Source organism: Ruminococcus bromii, from assembly GCF_928721825.1.
Classification (GTDB): Bacteria; Bacillota; Clostridia; order Oscillospirales; family Acutalibacteraceae; genus Ruminococcoides; species Ruminococcoides bromii.
The window spans coordinates 1,350,994-1,373,384 of the sequence record NZ_CAKMVP010000003.1; the positions used below are offsets into that span (position 1 = coordinate 1,350,994).

Genomic DNA, 22,391 nt, shown 5'->3' on the forward strand with positions numbered 1-22,391 from the left:
TATCACAACATAAAATTATATTCACACACAAAAAATCCGAACATCAAAAAACGATGTTCGGATAATTTTTTACAACAATTAAATTTTCAATTTTTAATTAAAAATCAAAATCAGATTGCACGAACTCTGATTACGCCGTCAACTGCTGCGATTTTTGCAAGGTCATCTGCACCGGCGCCTGCAACATCAATAATTGTGTAAGCATAGTCGCCGCGGCTCTTTGAAAGCATATTTTCAACATTGCCGCTTATCTGAGAAAGAACCTTCTTAAGAAGCTCAGGAACATTCTTGTGAGCAACGCAGAAACGGGTATCGTCAGCGTTTGTTCTTGCAAGTGAAATTGCAGGATAGTTTACGGAGTTGATGATGTTACCGTTCTCGAGATACTCCTTAACCTGATCACAAGCCATAACAGCACAGTTTTCTTCACTTTCGGGAGTTGATGCACCGAGGTGCGGGAGGCAGATAATATTCTCTTCACCGAGGATATCGTCTGTTCCGAAGTCTGTAACATACTTAGCAACCTTGCCGCTCTTAACAGCCTCAAGAACTGCTGTTGAATTAACAAGACCGTCACGGCTGAAGTTGAGGATACGAACGCCGTCTTTCATCTTGGCAATCATATCGGCGTCAACCATATCTCTTGTGTCGTCAGTAAGCGGAACATGGATTGTGAGGTAGTCGCAATTTACCATAACATCTTCTGCGCTCTTTTGGAGCTTAACTGTAGGAGCAAGCTTGAGAGCGTTGCCCACAGACATAAACGGGTCAAAGCCGATTACATTCATACCGAGAGCAACAGCAGCATTTGCAACAAGAATACCGATTGCTCCAAGACCGATAACACCGAGAGTCTTACCCTTGATTTCGGGGCCGACGAACTGACTCTTGCCCTTTTCAACCATCTTACCGACAGCTGCACCGTTGCCCTTGAGAGTCTTTGCCCATTCATAACCCTCAATAACCTTACGATTTGAAATAAGAAGTCCTGCGATAACAAGCTCCTTAACAGCATTTGCGTTAGCACCCGGTGTATTGAAAACAACAATGCCCTGCTCGCTGCACTTATCCTTTGGAATATTGTTTGTGCCTGCGCCTGCTCTTGCAATTGCAAGAAGGTTGTCGGCAAATTCCATATCGTGCATTGCGGCACTTCTTACAAGAACTGCGTCAGGGTTCTGAACATCGTCACCGTATTTATAGTTATCACCGAGACGGCTTGTGCCGATAGCGGCGATTTTGTTTAATGTAAGAATGTTATACATCAAAATCAATCCTTTTTAATTTTTTATTTTAAGAATTTACAATAACAGGCGAACAGCGTTCGCCCGTTATATCATAATATTCAATAATTACTTGTTTTCAGCCTCAAACTTCTTCATAAACTCAACGAGTTTTTCAACGCCCTCATAAGGCATAGCGTTGTAAATTGAAGCTCTCATACCGCCGACTGTGCGATGGCCCTTGATATTAACAAGACCGTTTTCAGTAGCCTCTTTAACGAATTTAGCGTCAAGGTCAGCGTCACCTGTAACGAACGGAACATTCATAAGCGAACGATCCTCGGGAACAACAGTACCCTTGAAAAGCTCTGAAGAATCGAGGAAACCGTAGAGAAGGTCAGCCTTCTTCTTGTTGATTTCATACATCTTATCAAGACCGCCAACCTCGTTCTTAATCCACTCAAGAACAAGCTTTGCAATGTAGATTGTGTAGCAAGGCGGTGTGTTGAACATTGAACCGTTGTCAGCGTGAGTTTTCCAGTTAAGCATTGTAGGAGTGATATCCATAGCGTTGCCGATAAGATCCTCACGAACGATAACAACCGTAAGACCTGCCGGAGCCATGTTCTTCTGTGCGCCTGCGTAGAGAACGCCGAACTTTGAAACATCAATCGGTCTTGAAAGAATACAGGAAGAAATATCTGCAACGAGCGGAACATCGCCTGTGTCGGGAAGCTCGTGATAAACAGTACCGTAAATTGTGTTGTTCATACAGATGTAGAAATAGTCAGCGTCCTTTGTGAATGTTGAAGGATCAAGCTTTGGAATGTATGTGAAGGTCTTGTCAGCCGATGAAGCAACAACATTAGCCTGACCGTAACGGGCAGCCTCTGCATGAGCCTTTTTAGCCCACTGACCTGTAATAACATAATCAGCCTTACCGCTCTTTGTCATAAGGTTCATAGGGATAGCCGCAAACTGTGTTGACGCACCGCCCTGAAGGAAAAGAACCTTGTAGTTGTCGGGAATGTTCATAACCTCCCTGAGAAGAGCCTCGGCACCCTCGATGATTGTACCGTAAATTTTTGAACGGTGTGACATTTCCATAACGCTCTGACCGCTGCCCTCATAATCGAGCATTTCTGCCGCAGCTTTTTTAAGCACAGACTCAGGCAGCATTGAAGGACCTGCCGAAAAATTATATACTCTTGCCATTTCTGATATCTCCCTTTTTAAAGAAAATTTAAAAATATAGTTGTAAAAATAAATACATTTAAATTATACGCTTTTAGCACGCTAAAGTCAATAAATTCAAAGCGATAAAGCATAAAAAAACGAAAAATTTCGTGATTCTGTTGTGCAAATGAATCAGCCAAGCTTAATTTTGCCGATGCAACCAACGATTTCATCTCTCATACGCTCTGCTTCTTTGCGAGCGGCAACGGCAAAATCTTCTTCTGTAAGTCCCTGCTTTTTCCAAGCACACATAATGCCGCGGCTTGAGTTGATGATTGCACCAAGACCGTTTTCGTCAAATGCGTTTTTAACATCATCGGCACCGCCGCCCTGAGCGCCGTAACCGGGAACAAGGAAGAATGTGTGCGGAAGTTTTGCTCTCATTTCACCAAGCTGTTCGGGATATGTTGCACCCACAACTGCACCTACTGCCGAATAGCCATGCTTACCCATAAGGTCTTCGCCCCAGCCTTCGCACATCTTGCCCATATGCTCATAAACGCTCTCATTTGTTTCAAGCTTCATATCCTGAAGTTCGCCCGAGCTTGGGTTTGAAGTTTTTACAAGAACAAAAATGCCCTTGTCGTCCGAATCGCAAATTTTTGCAAGCGGCTTGATACCGTCTGTTCCGAGGTAGCCGTTTACCGTGAGTGCGTCTGCACCGAATGCGTCAATGCTTTCGCCTGCAACATCTGTATGACCGAGATGTGCCGTAGCATATGCCTCCATAGTTGTGCCGATATCGTTACGCTTGCCGTCTGTGATAACAAACATACCCTTTGACTTTGCATAAGCGATTGTGTCGCAAAGAGCCTTAACGCCCTGCCAGCCGTACATTTCATAATATGCAGCCTGTGGCTTTACGGCAGGAACAATATCATAAAGTGCGTCAATAAGCGCCTTGTTGAACTCAAAAAGTGCAGCAGCCGCACCCTCAAGCGTCTTGCCGTACTTTTCAAAGCATTTTGTTTTGATTGATTCGGGAACATAGTCAAGCTTAGGGTCAAGACCTGCAACCGTAGGATTCTGCATTTTTACAATGTTTTCGATAAGTCTGTCAAATGCCATGGTAATTCTCCCTTTTGTTTTTCTTTTTTCGGTCGGGCAGACAAGCTGCGTTCCGACTGCAATATCCGTCTTTTACAATATTGTTATTCCGTATAGGCGGACAATCCTCTTAAATCCCGATTCATAATATCGGTTCATCTGTAACACGCCGCATTTCTCCTCAGATTATACCATATTGTGTCGGGGTGTTACAACTATAGCTATAGTTTCAATGGATATGATATTAAAAAACAGTTTAAACTTGCTGTTAAAACATTTTTCAAAAGCCGTCAAACGAGCCTTGTTCAGTGTTTATCGGTTGTTTGACGGCTTTTTGTTATGGTGGAGATGAGGGGAATCGAACCCCTGTCCGAAAAAATCTTGCCAAGGTTTTCTCCGAGCGCAGTTGGTGTTTTAAATCTCCCTCGGTGCATCGCCCATCAACAGGCTATGCACTTTGGCAGCTCCTAAGCTGTGACAGGGTTCGGAGCGCTCCCCTGTTCACATTTACCTCTAATCGACGCCCCTTACACAGCCGAGGTACTCTGTGCAGGAACGAGCAGCACTCAGGCTGCTAAAGCAACTGTTTTGTTGTCAGTTAATTTTAAAGTTGCGGATTTTATGGCGGTTCCGCACCGCCGCTCGCTTACCAAGGTTTGAAATCCCCGTCGAAACCTTTACATCCCCATATTCAATTTAAAAATTTTATATTGAAAACCTGTATTCAGCGGCAGGCTTATCAAGCATTTTTCACAGCAGACAAGACAACATTCAATGTGCTTTGTATTCGGCTCAATCGGTGAATATATCACAGCCGATTTCAAATTGCTTTCGCTTGAATCATCTACTGCTAAAGCAACAACTCCGTCATCGGTTGCCAATCCGCCCATACCCTTGAAAGGTTTGTCAAGCTCATCAAAAAGGCAGAATATCACTGAGATTTCATCATCACACGAATACTCAACATACGGAAGCACAATATCATTTTCAACAAATTCTTTCATTTCGGAATTATCGGCTGAATACAAAAGTTTAAGATTTTTAATCACAATCTGATTTTCACCGTCAAAAATTCCAATCGGAATATTTACTTCCTTGCCAACTTCAAGACTGAGTTTTGCTAACGGATAATCTGTCTTTTGATATTTTGAAAATATTATTTCAACATTCTTTGTCAAATCAAGCGAAGACAAATCATCAATTTTATTCTCAAGTTCAATAAAGCTTATGAACAGAGAATCAAGAGGAGCGTCCAAAAGCCTGTCGCTCTTCCAACCGAGTTTCATAAACTCTGAGATGATATATGACTTTGTTAATTCGCAACATTCAAGCGTTTCACCGCATACTGAGTCAAAGTCAAAACGCTGTCCGTCAATTACAATTGCGGAAAAATCATCGGATAAATCAGATTGATTTTTCTTTTCAAGCATAATATTTTCTCTGAAAGTCAAATCTTCACAGCAAATATCCTCTTCGGCACAATTGAAATTCAGCAGAACAAGTTCGGTTTTATCGGATGAATTTGCAAAACCGAGTACAGAATAATCGGTATCAAAGGCGGAAAAGTCCCGTCCGATTAAAGCAAAATCGCTGTATTCCGAAATCTTTTCGTACAGGCTACGCAAACTCATAATAACACCAAACTATCTTCTCTGTTCTTTAACGGCGCGTTCCATATCACGCTTTGCGGAGCGTTCTGCCATATCTGCACGCTTGTCATAGAGCTTTTTGCCTTTACAGAGTCCGACCTGAAGTTTGACCTTGCTGTCTTTAAAATAAAGGCTGATTGGGATAAGTGAATATCCCGTCTGCTTAACCGTGCCGTAGAGCTTTAAAATCTCTTTTTTGTGCATAAGAAGTTTTCTCACACGCATAGGGTCACGGTTAAAGATGTTTCCCTGCTCATAAGGAGAAATGTGCATTCCGTTGACAAAAATTTCGCCGTCAACAATCGAACACCAGCTGTCCTTGAGATTCACTCTGCCTGCACGCAAGGATTTTACTTCCGTACCGCAAAGCTCAATTCCTGCTTCATAGGTTTCCTCGACAAAATAGTCGTGTCTTGCCTTTTTGTTCTGAGCAATTGTTTTCATATTTGCCACCGCACATCCTCCCTTCTGTTGTGGAATATGTTATTATACTATTGTTTTGAGAATTTGTCAATAGTTCCAATCAAGAAATTAAAATCAGCGGCTTTTGTGTAACGAATTTTACAAACCGCGATATAATAAAATCTCCTATGGCAGTTTTTAGTTCTGCCATAGGAGGCTGTAAATTTAAAGATTTATTCATTGCTTATCGGATTTAATCGTCTGTGGCTTTGAAATTTATTTTATTTTCGGTCGCAAAGGTGTGTGCATAGGAATCCGTCGGAGCGTGGATTGTTAGGTCTTCTGAATCTTTGAAGGCAGATTTTCCTATGTAGGACACATTTTTGGTCAGGTAGATATCCTCAAGGGAGTAGGATTCTTTGAACGCATTATCGGCGATGAATCTTACTGTGTCGGGAACGACTGTTTCCTTTGCACCGCCGTAATTTATTGCATCATCTGCAATTGAAATCACATCCAAGCCGTCAATATGTGCAGGAATTTCAAGCTTTTCCTCTGACGACATTGTGTTATAGTTAGTTATTACGCACACGGGCTTGCCGTCATCATAGATAACATCATAATTATAATATTCGCCGTAATACGCACCGTTTCTGATTTTTGAATAATCGGTATTTTTAGCCTCCGGATTTTCAGGCTCGGTCGTATAGTTTTTATAATTGATTTTATTTTCAACCGCAAATTTTTCAGCATAAGAACCCTTTTCGGCATATATCGTAAGGTTGTCAATGCCGTCAAAAGCGGTTTTTGCAATCTTATTTACGGAGGGCGCAATATAAATTTCCGTTATATTTTTTGAATCCTTAAATGCGTCATCCTTGATTTCACAAATGCCGTTGGGGATAACAACTTTTTTAAGACAATCAAATTCGCTGAAAGCTTCCTTTTCAATAGCGGTTATTTTTGTATTTTCATCATATGAAGTAGGAATATACGCATCGTCCAAGCCGTAATATCCGCCCTGAAACAAGCCGACAGTGGCATAAAAATTTCCGTTTTCATCGTCTTGAAACTGAATTACAAACTGACCGTCGGCAGAAAACTTTAGGCGATATTTTTCATCAACAGCCATTTGTTCAAATCTGTTATTTACGATTGTCGCTCTGGCAAGGAAAGACAATCCGAGCAAAGCGGCAACCGAGATGCAAAGAACAACGAAAAATTTATGAATAAACAGTTTACTTTTCATGCAGCTCACCTTCTGTCATTTCCAAAACAACATCACAAACTTCTTCCAAATCCTCTTTGTGATGAGTTGTGATAACTACGAGCGCACCTCTTTCTTTTTCTTCTTTAAGAAGCTTGTAAATCAGCTGTACACCGTCATTATCAAGTGCATTTGTCGGTTCATCAAGCAGGATGATTTTCTGCTTTTCAAACACAGCCTGAGCAATGTTCAGCCTCTGTTTCATACCAAGCGAAAACTTTTTCACCTTTAAATCAGACTTTAATCCAACACGCTCAAGCGCTGTTTTTATATCCTCATCGGTGGCGGTTTTCTTGATTTTGCCGAGGATTTTCAGATTGTCAAAAGCATTGTACTGGGGCAACAGGTTCATATTTTCAATCACGATGCCTATGCTCGGAGGAAACGACATATCCTTGTGCAAAACCTTTCCGTCAATCACAACAGAGCCGCTGTCGGGAACAAGCAAGCCTGCAATTGCTCTCAAAAGCATAGTTTTGCCCGAACCGTTGTGTCCGTAAATTCCGTAGATTTTGCCGTACTCAAAATTGTAACTTACATTATTTAAAATCGGTCTTGATTTGATACTTTTACAATAATTTTTTATTTCTACCATAATATCACCTCAAAAAATATCGGTTTTCTTAAATCTCAAATTCAGAATGAAAATGCACAAAGCATTTAACGCAACTATGAATAACAGGTATCCGTAGTAAATGCTCTCGCCCGACACAGCACCGTTCTGCATTCCGAACATCAAACTCGGGAAGAGAATCATTTTCCAAATCGGTGCGTCAACGAAATTCTGAACCAAATAGTACGCAATAAAGCAATAGGTGAAAATTCCTATGTTCACAATGTGTGCAGGAATACTGATTTCAAGCAAAGACTGAATAACTATCAGCGAAAAAATTGTCAAAAAGTACATAATCAAAGATTTAAGAGTTCCGCTTTCAACGGGAGTCATACTTTCTCTTGCAACAAAAAAGATTATGAACTGGAACAAAACAATGCAAATCAATGCTATAAAATTGTTAAGACAACGCTTTAAAATCAGCACTGTTTTTGAATAATTGCGTACAATCAACATCTTGCCGTAGCCTTGTTTAAGGTTCTCAATTGATCCGCTCGTAAAGAAGAGAATAAAACACACAGGCAGCAAAAGCGGCAGAAATTTTGTAATTTCAAAGCCGTAATCGCTTGGGGCTAAACCAATCATAAAGGCATTTTGAAAATCTCCCTGAAATACACAACTGAACAATTGAGCAAAGCACGCAACAATCAGTATTATCGACAAAACAAGCTTACTTTTTAACATTACTCAAAACATCCTTTTTCTGATACAAAAAGTAGGAAGAGAAGATAAGCAAAAACATCATAAGCAATGCTCTTAATATAATGCCCCACATATCCGACAGAACCATTTCGCCGTGCATAAGTTTTGACACCACTACGGAATCTCTGAACGGCAACCATACTTTACTTATCATGAAAATAATAGTCGCAAATAACTCTATAAGATATAATGCAATAGTAATGAACGGAGCAACTTTGGGAGAAATTATTATTCCGAATGAGAGCATAACGAGTCCTGCTCTGAAATAAAACAAAAACAAAGTCAAAAGTTCAAGTGCCGAATATTGCAGAAAATTCAATTCTAAAATCAGGTTAATGTCAAAGCAGATGAGTGCCGCAACTACGTTGACTGCTTCTATCAAAAATGAAAACAAAAAAGCAAATACCGCACAATCAGCAATTCTTCCTGTCACAAAAGAGGCTCTCGATTTCAGTCTTACAATGTAGCTTTCATTCTCATCGGTAAATATGTAAAACAAAAACAAAACGAACAATATTATATAAAAACCGATAACATTGCCAGATGTGATAAAGTCACCATCACCGCCCGCAACATTATAAAAAATATTTTTTTGGCTTAACTTCTCAGAATAATCCGAATTCAAATAATTATAAAATCGTAAATATGTGTATGTGCAAAGCGAAATAAAAAACACTGCGCAAAGCGGAAGTACGATTGCATATTTTCTTAATTTACACCTGATCATACTTAGTCACCTTAAAGAACGAAAACAAAACAGCAACCACATTTGTAGCTAATACGAAAATAACTGAAGGAAGTGCATATGACAATGGATATTCGGTAAAAGGCTGAAAAGCCATCATAATAGACTGTTTAGCAATTGACGGTATATACCACAATATAAATATTAACGGATAAAGGATAAATCTGTTTGGAAATGCCATTGCAAGTGCCGTTGCACCGCTTCCCACAACGCCACCGGTGAGCGAAAGCAGAAGAATACAAAGCAGGTTATAAAACATTGGGTGGCTATAATACTCCGCCATACTTGGAATTGCTTTTATAGATTCCGGATCCATAAATAAATATGTACCTCCTGCAAAAACAATATACACCATAAGGAGATTAAGCAAAAGAGGAATTATAATAATCAAAAAAGAAATAACAAAACTTTTAAGCATATTTAATGCAAAATATTTATTCTTACCTCTTTTTGTGATAAGAATATTTTTGTATCCTATTCTGTAATCCTCAATGCAATCATCCGCAACAACGATTGCTAAAAGCAGTGGTAAATACCACTTTAGTAATTTTCTTAACCCTCCAATTGAGAAACCTCCTAAAAAGGTCGCCAAATACGGTGCAGGAACAGAAGCTCCTTTACTTAGATCAATCAGAGTCAACAGTATATCAAGTATAGGAGCAATAAAAATATACAGTATAACGCCTAATTTAAGTTTGTTATTAAATATTCGGGTAATATAATATGACATAATTTTCACCTCAATTTTTACTAAACACATTTTTTGATTTGAACAATTACAATGAATATGCCGATTTGTTAATTTATTTGCTATTTGTTTTAATCAACCGATTCCTTTTATATTCAAATTATACAAATGCAAAGTGACTGTAAAATGACTATAACCTTTTTACAAAATAAAACAGGAAAACAAAGCGACAAATACGCATTTTGTTTTCCTGTTTTATTTATTTGATATTTTATTGTATTGTTAATAGCTTCCGTACATCAGAGCATTTTCCAATTTTCTGCATCAAACACACCTTTGGTGGTTATTCTCAAGCTTGGAATAACGGGCAGGCTTAGAAACGAGAGAGTCATAAACGGATCAATGCTTTTGTCCGCACCAAGTTCATATGCAGATAACTTTGCATTTTCGAGCTTTTCGTTTACGGTTGTAAGCGGTTCATCAGACATCAAGCCTGCAATCGGGAGTTCGAGCAGAGCCTTGATTTTGCCGTTTTCAACAACTGCGATACCGCCCTTGCTGTCCTTGATTGCGTTCACGGCAACGGCAATATCATCATCATTACAGCCGACTGCGATAATGTTGTGCGAATCGTGGGCAACAGAGGTTGCGACTGCACCCGATTTCAGCGAATATCCTTTAACATAGCCGACACCGATATGATTTGTGCCTTTGTGACGCTCAATGCAGGCAATTTTCAGAATATCGTTTTCCACATCAATTTTATCTGCTGTGCCGAGATTGCGTGTGAGCAATTCACCGCCGACAAGACCGATAAGCCCGAGTTTTCCGTCAACCTTGAAACTGCTCGGAGTTACGCTGTCAAGGTGGAAAGTGTCAAAGCATTCTTCGGCAAGCTTTTCATCAACTGTGGGAGCAGAAAAGTCCTTAACTTCGCCGTCAAAAACAAGCTTGCCACGCTTGAAAACAGTTTCAACATTGAAATCTTCAAGATTATCGACAACAACAATATCGGCAAGATAACCCGAAGCAATCGCACCTTTGTTATTGAGCAAAAAGTATCTTGCGGCATGGTGGGTTGCTGTTTTGAGAGCAACAATCGGATCTGCACCGTTTTTCAGCGCCTGTTTTACGATGTAGTCAATATGACCGCCGTAAAGCAAATCGCTTGGATGCTTATCATCTGTTGCAAACATACACCTTGAGTAATACTGCTGAGTCAAAAGCGGCATAAGCGCCTTGAGATTATGAGCGGCAGTACCCTCTCTTATCATAATAAACTGACCTTTTCTCAGCTTTTCAAGGGCATTTTCAAAGGTGGAACACTCGTGGTCGGAATAGACACCTGCGGCAATGTATGCGTTGAGGTCATTGCCCGAAAGCTCAGGAGCGTGGCCGTCAATCTTCTTGTGATGAGCCTGCGAGGTGACAATTTTTGAAAGCACATTTTTATCGCCGTTGATAACACCGACATAGTTCATCATCTCTGCAAGTCCGAGTACCTTTTTATTATTATCCAAGTACAAGTCAATATCCTTGCGGTCAAGCTCCGCACCGCTCTCGTCAATTTCTGTGGCAGGCACACATGACGGCATCATAAAATGAACATCAATCGGCAAATTTTGCGATGCCTGAATCATATATTCAACTCCGTCAATGCCCATTACATTTGTGATTTCGTGAGGGTCGGTTATGACTGTGGTTGTACCGTGGGCAACAACTGCCTTTGCAAATTCAGCAGGAGTCACCATTGAACTTTCAAGGTGAATATGTGCGTCAATAAAACCCGGGAGAACGAGTTTTCCGCTGACATCAATCTCTGTTTTACCGTCATATTTTCCGACGCCGGCAATCAGTCCGTTTGCAACGGCTATGTCACCGCACAAAAATTCATTTGAAAACACATTAAGATACTTTGCGTTTTTCAAAACAAGGTCTGCCTTTTCCCTGCCTGCCGCAACCGCAATTATTCTCTGCTTTGCTGCAAGCTGTCTGTTTATTCTCTGTTCGAATATTTCCTGCATAAAAGCACCGCCCTTCTTATATATATTTACAAGATTATAGCACTTTGCAAAAACCATTTCCATAAGTAAATTTCACGAATATCATACGCTGTTTTTTAGCAAATTGCATAAGAAGTCTGCAATTTCAAAGAACTATAATAAATAGTTTTTACAATTTATCACTTTAATATGATATACCGCGATAATTTTTGCAATGTGAAATTTTTTATGTTTTATTCTCTTAGAGCTTTTTATTATGTATCAGTAAATTGTTGCCGTAAAACTCACTTTTAACATACAAAATGTTACAAAGCCTTCAAATACACAAAATATAATATTATCCTCAACTACGCTCAAATATACAAAATGCATTCTCAAAACAAGCGCAAAAAAACGACACTCCGAAAAATATCGGAGTGCCGTAATTATTTTGTTTAATTACAGATTCAGGAATAAACCGAGTCGGAATTATTTAGCGTAAGCTGAATCTCCGCCGATCTGACCGTCGATACCTGTAAATCCGCTTGCGCAGCATACATAAACTCTCATGTTAGCCTTAGCAAGTTCCGGAACTGTAAGTGTACCGTCTGTAACATACTTAACATCACCTGTAACAGCGTCAACATACTTGCCGTTAGGAATGTTCTTAAATGTTGCACCTGAAGAAATTGAAACGAGTGCAAGGCTGTCTGTGTTGTCGTCAGTATAACGGCGAACATAAGACATATCTCCACCTGTTACATATGTGTTTGATGCTGTGTACTGACCCTTCTGGAGAGCGGGGATAGCACGACGAATAGCATTAACCTTTGAAAGGTGCTTACTGAGCGGGCTTGCAAGAGTGTCAGCAACAGTGCCTGATGCTGTGTACTCACTGAAGTCAGTAGCGTTTACAGTACCCTCAAGATAATCACCGAAGTATGCACGACCTGAGTTTTCAAGAGAAATAAGTGTACCCTTATCAATAAGCTCACCCTTCTTGAACTCAACTTCTGAACCATAGTATACGCAAGGAATACCACGGAATGTGAACATAAGATCCATATTCTCTGCCCATGTCTGTGTACCGCCTGTGAAACGAGTTGTTTCATCCGGCTGTTCAGGAGCATAGTCGTGTGAATCAACATACATTACGCTGTATGTTGCATCATTGTAATACTGGTCGTTGTTAACAGCGAAGTTATAAGCGTTCTTAGCGCTACCGAACATTCTGTGCATCTGGAAGTCAATTGCATCCATGCCTGATGCCATAGAACGGTCGGAACCGTGATATGTAATACCGTCAAGGTAAGCGTTGTCGCTCTTTGGCTGTGTAGAATCCATATCACCGTTGTAATTATCTTCTTCAAGATAATGCTGAAGAACGAGGTTCATGTTGTCGTTGATTTCTGAAGCTGATGTGCCCCAGTTCCAGCTGTCTGCCCACTTAGAGTTAGACTCTTTCCATGTGTAGTAAGGAGTTGACTCCTCGGCATGGCCACGATACCAAACTGATGTGTATCTTGTGCAGATTTCGCCGAACATATAGAAGTTAGGCTTGCCTGCTGCCTTAGCAGCGTCCATAAGCTGATCATTGAACATAATGTTGAGAGATACTCTCGGAATGTGACGAACAGTATCAACACGGAAGCCGTCAACGCCCATATCCATATACTTTGAATATGAATCTACAACATATTCTGCAACTGCAGGGTTCTCTGTGTTAAGGTCAACGCAGTCGCCTGCAATCTGGCTGAACTTTGTTGTCCAGTCATCATAGTTAGGACTCTGGAAATAGCCTGTATGATAGTAGTTGTTCGGGTTGTAAGTATCACTCTGTGAAATCTTATCCATAGAGAAGTCCTTAGCTGCGGGCTGAGGTCCTGTTGAGTTACCGTTGTCGCCTGAGTAAGTAACATTCTTCATAAGATTAAGTCTCTGCTGATACTGAACACCCGGCTTCTGAGCCCAGTATTCCTCAGGTGACTTAAGGCCGTATGTATCAAGAAGATACTGTGTAGGAATCAATGACTCCTGAAGGTTGCCAAGGTCTTTAGTTGTATCCTTTGTGAAAAGATCACAGAAGTGTGCTTCACCAAAGTTACCTGTGTGCTGAAGAACTACGTCCTGAATAATCTTCATGCCCTTCTGGTGAGCATCGTGAATAAGATCCTCGTATGTGTAGTCTGAGCTTTCATAACGAGCATCAACTGTTGACAAATCCATAGCATGATAGCCGTGGTAGTCATAGCCTGATCCGTTTGTAACAACAGGTGTTACCCAGATTGCGCTGAAGCCGAGAGCCTTGATGTAGTCGAGCTTTTCGCCAAGACCCTTGAAGTCACCACGCCATGCAGGGTCGTCATCACCGTTGCCGGCTGTGCCGTCATCCCAGCAGTGAACATCGTTGCCTGTATCTCCGTCATAGAAACGGGTTGTCATAACGAAGTAGATTGTTTCTTCACGCATATCAACGCTGCCAATCGGATCCGGCTCGTCAGGGTTGTATTTTGACCACTTACCGTTCTCAAAGTACCAGTCTGAGCTTGCTCCTGACTCAAGCTTTTTCTCTGTAGAGTACTGCTTGCCGTCTGCGTCTGTGATAATTGCGTTTACTTTTGTAACATCAGCTACATGGTAGTTGTACCATTTGTCGCCCTTTGTCATCTTCTCACCGGGGTAAGACTTTGACATAGCGCTATTTGTAGGAAGCGAGTTCCACAAATATACATATGGCTGAGTGCTGTCCTTCATTCTTACATGAATTGTAATGCCTGTATTTGTTGTATCCGCAGCAACAGCATCAGAGTCGGAACTCTGAGCTGCATTTACAGAAATCACGCCTACGGTTACAACCATCATTACAGCAAGAACAAGCGCACACAGCTTCTTGATTCCTGTCATAAGTATATCTCCAATCTTTATTATTTAATTTAGATTATTTAAGATTTAGAACAATTGTCTGGATAATAGTTGCGTCTTTAATACTGATTATGCCGTCACCGTCAAGATCACATATTGCAAGATCAAGCTGATCGAGCGAAGGAACACCTGCGATATGAACAAGTGACTTCTGGAGATATGTTGTGTCAACAACAGTTACAGTACCGTCACCGTTAACATCACCGCGGAGTCTTTCGGGAGCAGTTGTAGGCTGAACTGCTGTAGTCGGCTGAACCGGTGAAGTAGTTGGCTGTGGCTTTGTTGCAGGCTGTGGAGCTGTTGTAGGCTGCGGAACAGTAGTTGGCTGAGGAGCTGTTGTAGGAACAACAACTGTTGTCGGCTCAGTAACATCATCTGCTGCTGTGTAAGTATAAGTCTTGTTTATTGTGCTGTTGTCAGAGCCCTGAACATAAACATTAACCTTGTATTCACCCTTCATTGTAGGAACGAATGTGTAAATGTTGTTGAGTGTGTAGTAAGGAGTGTTCTGAGCGCCGTTAGGATCAGTTACAACATACTTGTAGAAAAGAAGGTTTGTACCTGTCTTACCGCCGCCTGCCTTAACTGTTACAGTAGCAGTTGAGTTAACCTTAATGAGGTTAAGGTTTGCAGGAGTAACACTCTTGATGATTGGCTTAACAAGTGCTGAGTCGTCCTTAACTTCAAGAGTCATTGTACGGCTGTTTGTGTTGCCGTCTGTATCCTTAAAGTCAAATGTAATTGTGTATTCACCTGCAACTGTAGGAGTCCATGTTACTGATTTTGCTGAAGAGAAGTCGGAAAGTGTTGATGTTCCGCCCTGTGCGTTAGTAACAGAGAACTTGTAGCTTACTGCTGCACCGCTCTTATTGGCAGCAGTTGCAGAAAGCTGTACATCTGTACCTGTGTAGATGTTTGATGCAGGATCAGCAGTAAATTCCTTAACCTGGAGAGGGCTTGTATCATAAACAGACCACTGATTAGTCTTGTTGTTGTATATATAGCCGTCCTTTGCAGTAAGGTCTCCTGTCTGTGACTGACCGCTGTTGCTGAAGATGCAGCTTGTAAATGTCTTTGATGCAGTATACTGATAGACATTGCCGCCGATGTTTGTCATCTTTACGCCCGGCCATGCGCCGTTGCTGTCAGAATTGCTGTTCCACATATAAGCAACAGGTGTTGCCCAACCTGCCTCGTTATTGAGGAAAATAGTTGTGCCTTCACTGCCCTGTGTGGGAGTTGTTGCTGTTGTTGCTGTTGTTGCGCTTGTAGGTGTCTGAACAGTTGGACCCTGTGAAGGAGCACCTGCATAATCCGACCATGTTTTCTTTGAAAGGTCATAGATTTTGCCGTGACCCGGGTATGCAAGGTCGCCTGTCTGATCTGAGCCGTTGTTGAAGATTACCATTGTATAATCCTTGTCAAGAGTGTAGGAATATACACCGTCTTCAACCTTTGTCATTGCTTTACCCGGCCAAGATGCGTTGCTGCCGAGACCGTCAGTCCACATATAGCAGTTAACATTTGACCAGCCGTTGTTTACCTTAACGTAAACAGTATCGCCTGTTGCAGCAGAAGCGCTTACTGCACCGACGAATACGGTTGAAACCGCCAGCATAAGGCAAAGCACAAGGCAAATGATTTTGTGTTGTCTTTTTACCATTTTGATTTCCTCCAAAATTATTTTTTGTTGCATGTGTGAAGCTACTCAACACTACTCCACAATTACTCCTTAATTTTACATTATCGAATCGGTTTTTATTTTCTTTTTTAGAATAATAAAATATCTTGTGTCACAAAATATTCACATTCAAATTGTGCATATTAAACAATAAGAAAATAAATAGCAAGAAATGAAAATATAAAACGCAACAAATCAGATGTGTACTTATAATTTTCGAGCTTTTTTGACCGACTCATAAACGACTTTTATATTAACTTGTTTTTTTAAAATCAAAATTCATTAAATCGGATTACTTCCCCTTGATTTTGTCCCAGTAGGCTTTGAACGCCTGTTCGTTCTTGTTTTTGCCGTACTCATAATACTTTTTATCCTTTAATGCGTCGGGCAGATATTGCTGTTCAACATAGTGGTTCGGAAAATCGTGGGGATACAGATAAAACTGACCCTTATTCGGGTTGTCTTCTCCGTCGCAGTGCTTATTCTGCAGTTGTCTGGGCACCGGTCCCGAATTACCTGTGTGAATATCTGCCAAGGCTCTGTTTATTCCCATATATGCCGAATTGGATTTTGGAGCATTGCACACCATCACCACCGCGTCTGCAAGGGGTATTCTCGCCTCGGGAAGCCCTACAGCCTGCGCCATATCCACGCACGACTTTACAATCGGCAAAAGCTGCGGATACGCAAGCCCCACATCCTCACACGCACACACCATAAGTCTGCGGCATGCACTGGGCAAATCGCCTGCCTCAAGAAGTCTTGCAAGATAATGAAGCGCCGCATCGGGGTCACTGCCGCGCATACTTTTTTGATATGCTGAAATAATATCGTAATGCTCATCGCCCTCACGGTCATATCTTACTGCACTTTTCTGCACAAGCTGTTCAACGGTTTCAAGTCTTACAACCTTTTTTCCGTCAATTTCATCTGTTGCAATCACGGAAAGCTCAACCGCATTCATAGCCTTGCGAACATCTCCGCCACAGCCCGTTGCAATTTTTTTTGCACACTCCTCCGACATTTCAATATCAATGCCGCTCTCTTCGACAAGAAAATCACATGCACGGTAAACCGCCCTTTCAACCTCGTCGGGAGTAACCGGCTTAAATTCAAAAACCGTTGAACGGCTGAGTATTGCGTTATATACATAAAAGTACGGATTTTCGGTTGTTGAAGCAATCAGGGTTATACTTCCGTTTTCGATGTATTCAAGCAGGGTTTGCTGTTGCTTTTTGTTAAAATACTGAATCTCATCAAGATAGAGAAGAATACCGTTTACTCCTGAAAATGTGTTGAGCTGCGAAACAATTTCCTTTATATCGGCGGTTGACGCAGTTGTGCCGTTCAGCTTTTTGAGAGTACGGTTTGTTTTTCTTGCAATATATGTTGCAAGTGTAGTCTTGCCCACACCCGAGGGTCCGTAAAAAATAAGATTCGGAATATCTCCGCTGTCAATAATTTTCCGCAATGGCTTTTCGGGTGCAATAAGATGCTTTTGTCCCACTATATCATCAAGAGTTTTCGGGCGGATTCTGTCCGCAAGCGGTTTGTTCATAGTTTTTTCCCCTTGTGATTTTTAAGTTGCATATTTTCTGCATATTTCAAAGTTATCATTCTCGGCTTAGTCCTCGCCGGTCGTTATTTTAAGGCTGCGAACCTCGGCTCTTCTTTCTGTCAAGCCTCGTTGTTCTCCGCTTTCCTTAAAATATCTCCCACTCGTCTAATCCCTTCCAATCATTCCGTGATTTCCTCGGCTTAGTCCTCGCCGGTCGTTATTTTAAGGCTGTGAACCTCGGCTCTTCTTCCTGTCAAGCCTCGTTGTTCTCCGCTTTCCTTAAAATATCTCCCACTCGTCTAATCCGTTCCAATCGCTCCGTGATTTCCTCGGCTTAGTCCTCGCCGGTCGTTATTTTAAGGCTGCGAACCTCGGCTCTTCTATCTATAGTACATTTGTTCGTACAGTTTGTCAAGCAAAAATTAAAGGTCGCAGCGGTTGCAATAATATGGTCGGAAACAATAAGCTTTGCACTTAACAAGACTTTATTTCCGACCGAAATTTTCAATTATGCGTTTTTAATTTTCAATTAAACAAAAACAGCCGATATCTTTCAATCGGCTGTTTAATAAATTAGATTATGTATTGATTACCATCTTGTGTTAAGCTCGTCCTTTGTGGCTCTCTTCTTCTTTCTTGCGACATATCTTGAATATCTTGAAAGCTTTCTGTCACGAAGGAAAAATACGAAAGCGATTGCACCGAGGATAACTGCAACAAGCGCAAACCAAAGACCCACATTTGCCGATCTCTGAACTGCGGCAACAAGTGTCGGAGTAGTTGCGGCTTTTGATTTTGCAAGAGCCCTGTCAGCTGATTTTACAGACTGAACCGCAACGCTTGACGCTGTGTCTGAATAGTTCTGATTCTTTTCGTTTGAAAGAATGAACTGCGATGCACCTGTTGACGAGGGCATTTCAATCGGAGCGGCTGAAACTGCCGGTGAAACCTCACCGCTTACAACCTCTGTATCAGGATTTGCAACTGCTTTATCGCTGAAGAGTGCGTTGTATGTCTTCTCGTCAACGATACCTGTTGAATCGAGTGAGTTCTGATTCTGGAAGTTCGCAACAGTCTGTGCTGTGTACTCGCCGTAATAGCCTGTTGCTTCCATTGCAAAGTAGCCGAGCTTGATGAGCTGCTGCTGAATTGCAGTTATTTTCTCACCTTCGTCACCGTTCTGATACTGAACTGCTTCTGTTGTAGGCTCTGTCGCAGGCTCTGTGGGAGCAGTTGTTTCTTCTTCGGGCTTGTCCTCCTCAACCTTTGCAGTTGTATCTGCCTTTGGGGCTTCAGGAGCGTCCTCTGAATAAAGCGTATTTCTTGAGTCGCCTGCGATACCGTCAACCGTAAGACCCGCAGCCTTCTGGAATGCCTTGTAAGCCTCTTCTGTTGCATCGCCGAAGTTTCCGTCAATCGCACCGTTATAGTAACCGAGGTCAGCCAGTCTTTGCTGAATCTTCTTTACCTCTGCACCCGATGAACCGTTCTTGTACACGCTCGGTGCGTTGCTTGAAGATGACTGATTGCCGGATGAATCAGAAGCGCTTGATGAGCTTGAACCTGATGAATTATCCGAACCTGACGAACTGCTTGAAGAACTGCTTGATGAAGTATCGGAAGGAGTCTTGCTCGATCGACCCTGTGAATCAAAGTAATATGTAGTACCGTCAATTGTTCTTGAAGTATTTACAATGTACTCGCCGTTTTCATAATAGTAATAGCTGCCGTTAAAGCTTTCCCAACCGTTTGTTACATAGGAAACTGCGGCAAGCTTGAACCAGTATGTCCAATTGTTGTAACCGCCGATTGCCTCGTAGCAAACACCGTATTCATCGCCTCTTGCGTCAACCTCCATACCGTTGCCGACATAAACGCCCACATGACCGGGACGCCAAAGTCCAAGACCGTGAACATTTGGGATACCTGCGCTTACCGAACCTGTTTCGGTAGCTGTTTCAAGCTGAGGATTACCGCATCTTTCACCGCCGGCATATGAATAGATAAGACCTGAACAGTCTACCGCACCGGGGGTTGAACCGCCGTAAACATATGACCATCCGCTGTTATAGGCATTAAGCGCCCACTCTGCAAGACCGGCACCCGTGCCTTTTGCACCGGCAGAAAAAGAAGAACTGAACACGCATACACTTGAAAGTGTGAGAACACTCAGTATGATTGCAGTAATCTTTTTTATTCTCTGCATCGTTAATTACCTCCATCTTAATTGTTACCAAATCTGACTGTTAATTACAATTAAGGTTACACCTTGATAACAAATTTGTAACTATTATAGCATCATATTTTTAAAAAATCAACCCCAAAGCCTGTATTTTTTGCTAATTCGGAAATTTCGATGCAGTTTCACTCACAAAATCTTTATTTCACACACTCAAATAGAGCAAATATTACAAAATTTGTAATATTTTGTAATATTTAAGTTGCTTCGGTGTAACAAAAATTGGCTCTATATAAAAACGGAGTAACAAACACAGTGTACAAAAAAGCACTCCCACTCCAAGCGTGTGGAGTGGGAGCGCTTTTATTCGGTTTCCGTAATACAATTATGAAAATATGAAAAAATAGAGGAGAGAAAATTTCAATATGAAATTTGGAAATCAATCAACGGTCAGTAATGTTAAAATACCTTTAAAAAGCGTCGCATTACTGATATTCACAAACACTTGCCCATTTTAGGAGAAATTCTCTTTCTTCGGGTTTGCCCTTAACAGACTGCGATGCGGCTACGATTGGGAGCCAACGGTCAACATACTGACGGGCTGTGTCCGTCTTTGTGCAATAAAGCTTCATATACTTTTCAGCAAGCTCTTCCTGATGATTCAAACGGAACAGCAGATATGTTCTCGCTGCATCGGCTGAACCGTTACCCTGTGTTGCGTGCGACCAGTCGATTACATACGGTGTGCCCGACTCGTCAATAATAATATTGCTCGGGTTGAAATCGCCGTGACAAACCTTTGTGTGGTTCGGCATACCGTTAAGGCGTGTTTCAAGCTCATATCTTGTTGTTGCATCAAGGTCTGTTTCGCTGATTTTGCGTTTCATCTTATCTTTCAGCTTGTTAAGCAACGGTGCTTTCTGACTGAGGATTTTAACCTGAATGTCAACAAAGAGATTAAGATATTCATCCTCCTTTTCAGGATGCTCTGCCATAAGCTCAGCAAGAGTCTTGCCTTCAATAAAGGTTGAAATAATAGCCCACTTGCCGTCAATCTTTGTAACTTCTTCGATTTTCGGAATATTAAGGCCTGTTTCTTCAACTCTCGCCTGATTAAGAGCCTCGTTAAGAATATCTGATTTCGGATAGCACTCGTCAAAAACTTTTGCTGCAAGCGCGCCGTCTTTATAAACTACCTTGTTCTCTCTTTTTGCAAGAACTGTATCTAATTTCATAATAAAGCCCCTTTCGCTTTAAAATATTTATTTTTTATTGAGCAATCTTTCATTGCTTCGGTTATATTATACAACAAATTAAGGGGTTAGTATAGTGTAAAAATAACAAAATAATCGGAATTTTCTTTGTGCATTTAGCAAATACAAATAAAGAGTTTTTTACATTTCCTACAAAAAGAGCAAAATATTTTATATGAAGTGCATAATTTTTTGTTAAACTTTTAACTAAATAATTGTGAAATTTTTAACATTCTTTTGTGCATATTGCATAGCTGTATAAATTTTCAAAACAAATCAGCCGTTTTGCAACCGTTCGCACAATTCTGTAGTGGCGGATATTATCCGCCCGCACGGCGAGCCGCCGTACCCAATTCGTGTAGATAGTTTGAGATGTCAAAAAACATACTATGCCCGAGCATGACATTGCAACCGTTCACACAATTCTGTAGTGGCGGATATTATCCGCCCGCTTGATGAAATTTTATGTTTATGCTCAAGTACCCCGACACAATAAAAGCCGTGCGTTATTGTGTCGGGGTACTACAGAAACCTTGCAACATTATTTATATATGAATACAAAACCGCAAAAGGCACATAACCGTCATTGTTTTCGGTTATGTGCCTTCTTACAGCATAAAATGCTGTGTGTTAATCGGTTTTATTAAAATTTATTGCAATCAGCAGAAGAATACATCCATTTCTTCTGCGTTGCCGTCGGCAACAAAGTAAGCCTTGCTCTCCTCCGGCTTGAGATAAATTGAAATTTCCTTTGCTTCCTTGCCGTATGTAGCCTTAACATTTTTGATTACTTCTTCAACAGGAACCTGTGCGCCTGCATATTCTACGAAGAAATTAACCTTTGTTTCAACCGGAACGGGCTTCTTTGGAGCAACCTTCTTTGGAGCTGCTTTCTTAACAGGAGCCTTTTTAACGGGCTCTGCTTTCTTAACAGTTTCAACCTTTACGGTTTCTGTCTTTGCGGGTTCAGCCTTCTTTGCAGCTGCAGCAACAGTCTTAGCAGGCTCAGCCTTTACTTCAACAGCCTTTTTTGCAGGCTCTTCTTTAACATCCGCAGCCTTTGCAGCAGTTGCTTTTGCAGTTGTTTTCTTAGTTGTTGCCATAACAAATCCTTCTTTCAAAGTAATAAAATATTGCAGGAATAAAAGTTTTATCTTTTGTAAATATTATACATTTCAGAGTAAAAAATGTCAATAAACTGTACAAAAATTCGGCGGTTAATACATATTTGCGAAAAAATAAAA

Annotated in this window: 17 protein-coding genes and 1 other RNA gene; all 18 read right to left on the reverse strand. The window is 41.2% G+C overall.

Annotated elements, in window-relative coordinates; translation table 11 throughout:
* Positions 1-110: 110 nt before the first annotated feature.
* The 18 genes from QDI94_RS06955 to QDI94_RS07040 all read right to left on the reverse strand — a co-directional run bounded on the left by QDI94_RS06955 (position 111) and on the right by QDI94_RS07040 (position 22,250).
* A complete protein-coding gene (locus QDI94_RS06955; protein ID WP_101028232.1) occupies positions 111-1,265 on the reverse strand; it encodes a 3-phosphoglycerate dehydrogenase family protein in 1,155 nt (384 codons plus the stop codon).
* Positions 1,266-1,352: 87 nt separating this feature from the next.
* The gene (serC, locus tag QDI94_RS06960; RefSeq protein WP_015522906.1) at positions 1,353-2,438 is read right to left on the reverse strand and encodes a 3-phosphoserine/phosphohydroxythreonine transaminase; all 1,086 of its coding nucleotides are present in this window, start codon (positions 2,436-2,438) and stop codon (positions 1,353-1,355) included.
* 153 nt (positions 2,439-2,591) lie between these two features.
* A complete protein-coding gene (gene pyrF / locus QDI94_RS06965) occupies positions 2,592-3,527 on the reverse strand; it encodes an orotidine-5'-phosphate decarboxylase (RefSeq protein ID WP_101028230.1) in 936 nt (311 codons plus the stop codon).
* 319 nt (positions 3,528-3,846) lie between these two features.
* Positions 3,847-4,193, reverse strand: a transfer-messenger RNA (tmRNA) gene (ssrA, locus tag QDI94_RS06970).
* A complete protein-coding gene (locus tag QDI94_RS06975) occupies positions 4,184-5,137 on the reverse strand; it encodes a hypothetical protein (protein ID WP_278868037.1) in 954 nt (317 codons plus the stop codon). Before QDI94_RS06975 ends, ssrA begins: the two co-directional genes overlap by 10 nt.
* 12 nt (positions 5,138-5,149) lie before the next feature.
* The gene (smpB, locus tag QDI94_RS06980) at positions 5,150-5,599 is read right to left on the reverse strand and encodes an SsrA-binding protein SmpB (protein WP_101028276.1); all 450 of its coding nucleotides are present in this window, start codon (positions 5,597-5,599) and stop codon (positions 5,150-5,152) included.
* 211 nt (positions 5,600-5,810) lie between these two features.
* Complete coding sequence (locus QDI94_RS06985) at positions 5,811-6,806, reverse strand: leucine-rich repeat protein (protein WP_278868038.1); 996 nt, start codon at positions 6,804-6,806, stop codon at positions 5,811-5,813.
* Complete coding sequence (locus tag QDI94_RS06990; protein WP_101070484.1) at positions 6,796-7,419, reverse strand: ABC transporter ATP-binding protein; 624 nt, start codon at positions 7,417-7,419, stop codon at positions 6,796-6,798. Before QDI94_RS06990 ends, QDI94_RS06985 begins: the two co-directional genes overlap by 11 nt.
* Before the next feature lie 9 nt (positions 7,420-7,428).
* Positions 7,429-8,121 (reverse strand): DUF2705 family protein, encoded by a 693-nt coding sequence (locus QDI94_RS06995; RefSeq protein ID WP_278868039.1) that lies wholly within the window; start codon positions 8,119-8,121, stop codon positions 7,429-7,431.
* A complete protein-coding gene (locus QDI94_RS07000) occupies positions 8,108-8,866 on the reverse strand; it encodes a WxPxxD family membrane protein (protein ID WP_278868041.1) in 759 nt (252 codons plus the stop codon). The genes QDI94_RS06995 and QDI94_RS07000 overlap by 14 nt, the downstream gene beginning before the upstream one ends.
* Positions 8,853-9,614 carry a hypothetical protein gene (locus tag QDI94_RS07005; RefSeq protein ID WP_176789739.1) on the reverse strand — a complete coding sequence of 254 codons (762 nt, stop codon included), beginning with the start codon at positions 9,612-9,614 and terminating at the stop codon, positions 8,853-8,855. The genes QDI94_RS07000 and QDI94_RS07005 overlap by 14 nt, the downstream gene beginning before the upstream one ends.
* 257 nt (positions 9,615-9,871) lie before the next feature.
* On the reverse strand, positions 9,872-11,596 hold the full coding sequence (gene ade, locus QDI94_RS07010; RefSeq protein WP_278868044.1) for an adenine deaminase: 1,725 nt from the start codon (positions 11,594-11,596) through the stop codon (positions 9,872-9,874).
* Between the two features lie 447 nt (positions 11,597-12,043).
* The gene (locus tag QDI94_RS07015; protein WP_101028221.1) at positions 12,044-14,458 is read right to left on the reverse strand and encodes an alpha-amylase family glycosyl hydrolase; all 2,415 of its coding nucleotides are present in this window, start codon (positions 14,456-14,458) and stop codon (positions 12,044-12,046) included.
* Positions 14,459-14,492: 34 nt separating this feature from the next.
* On the reverse strand, positions 14,493-16,139 hold the full coding sequence (locus tag QDI94_RS07020; RefSeq protein WP_278868046.1) for a starch-binding protein: 1,647 nt from the start codon (positions 16,137-16,139) through the stop codon (positions 14,493-14,495).
* Between the two features lie 310 nt (positions 16,140-16,449).
* Positions 16,450-17,715, reverse strand: coding sequence for a replication-associated recombination protein A (locus tag QDI94_RS07025; protein WP_278868047.1), 1,266 nt, complete (start codon positions 17,713-17,715; stop codon positions 16,450-16,452).
* Positions 17,716-18,304: 589 nt separating this feature from the next.
* Complete coding sequence (locus QDI94_RS07030; RefSeq protein WP_278868049.1) at positions 18,305-19,921, reverse strand: peptidoglycan-binding protein; 1,617 nt, start codon at positions 19,919-19,921, stop codon at positions 18,305-18,307.
* Positions 19,922-20,379: 458 nt separating this feature from the next.
* On the reverse strand, positions 20,380-21,129 hold the full coding sequence (locus QDI94_RS07035) for a phosphotransferase (protein ID WP_101028205.1): 750 nt from the start codon (positions 21,127-21,129) through the stop codon (positions 20,380-20,382).
* A 677-nt stretch (positions 21,130-21,806) separates the two neighbouring features.
* On the reverse strand, positions 21,807-22,250 hold the full coding sequence (locus QDI94_RS07040) for a DUF6465 family protein (RefSeq protein WP_278868051.1): 444 nt from the start codon (positions 22,248-22,250) through the stop codon (positions 21,807-21,809).
* Positions 22,251-22,391 lie beyond the last annotated feature (141 nt).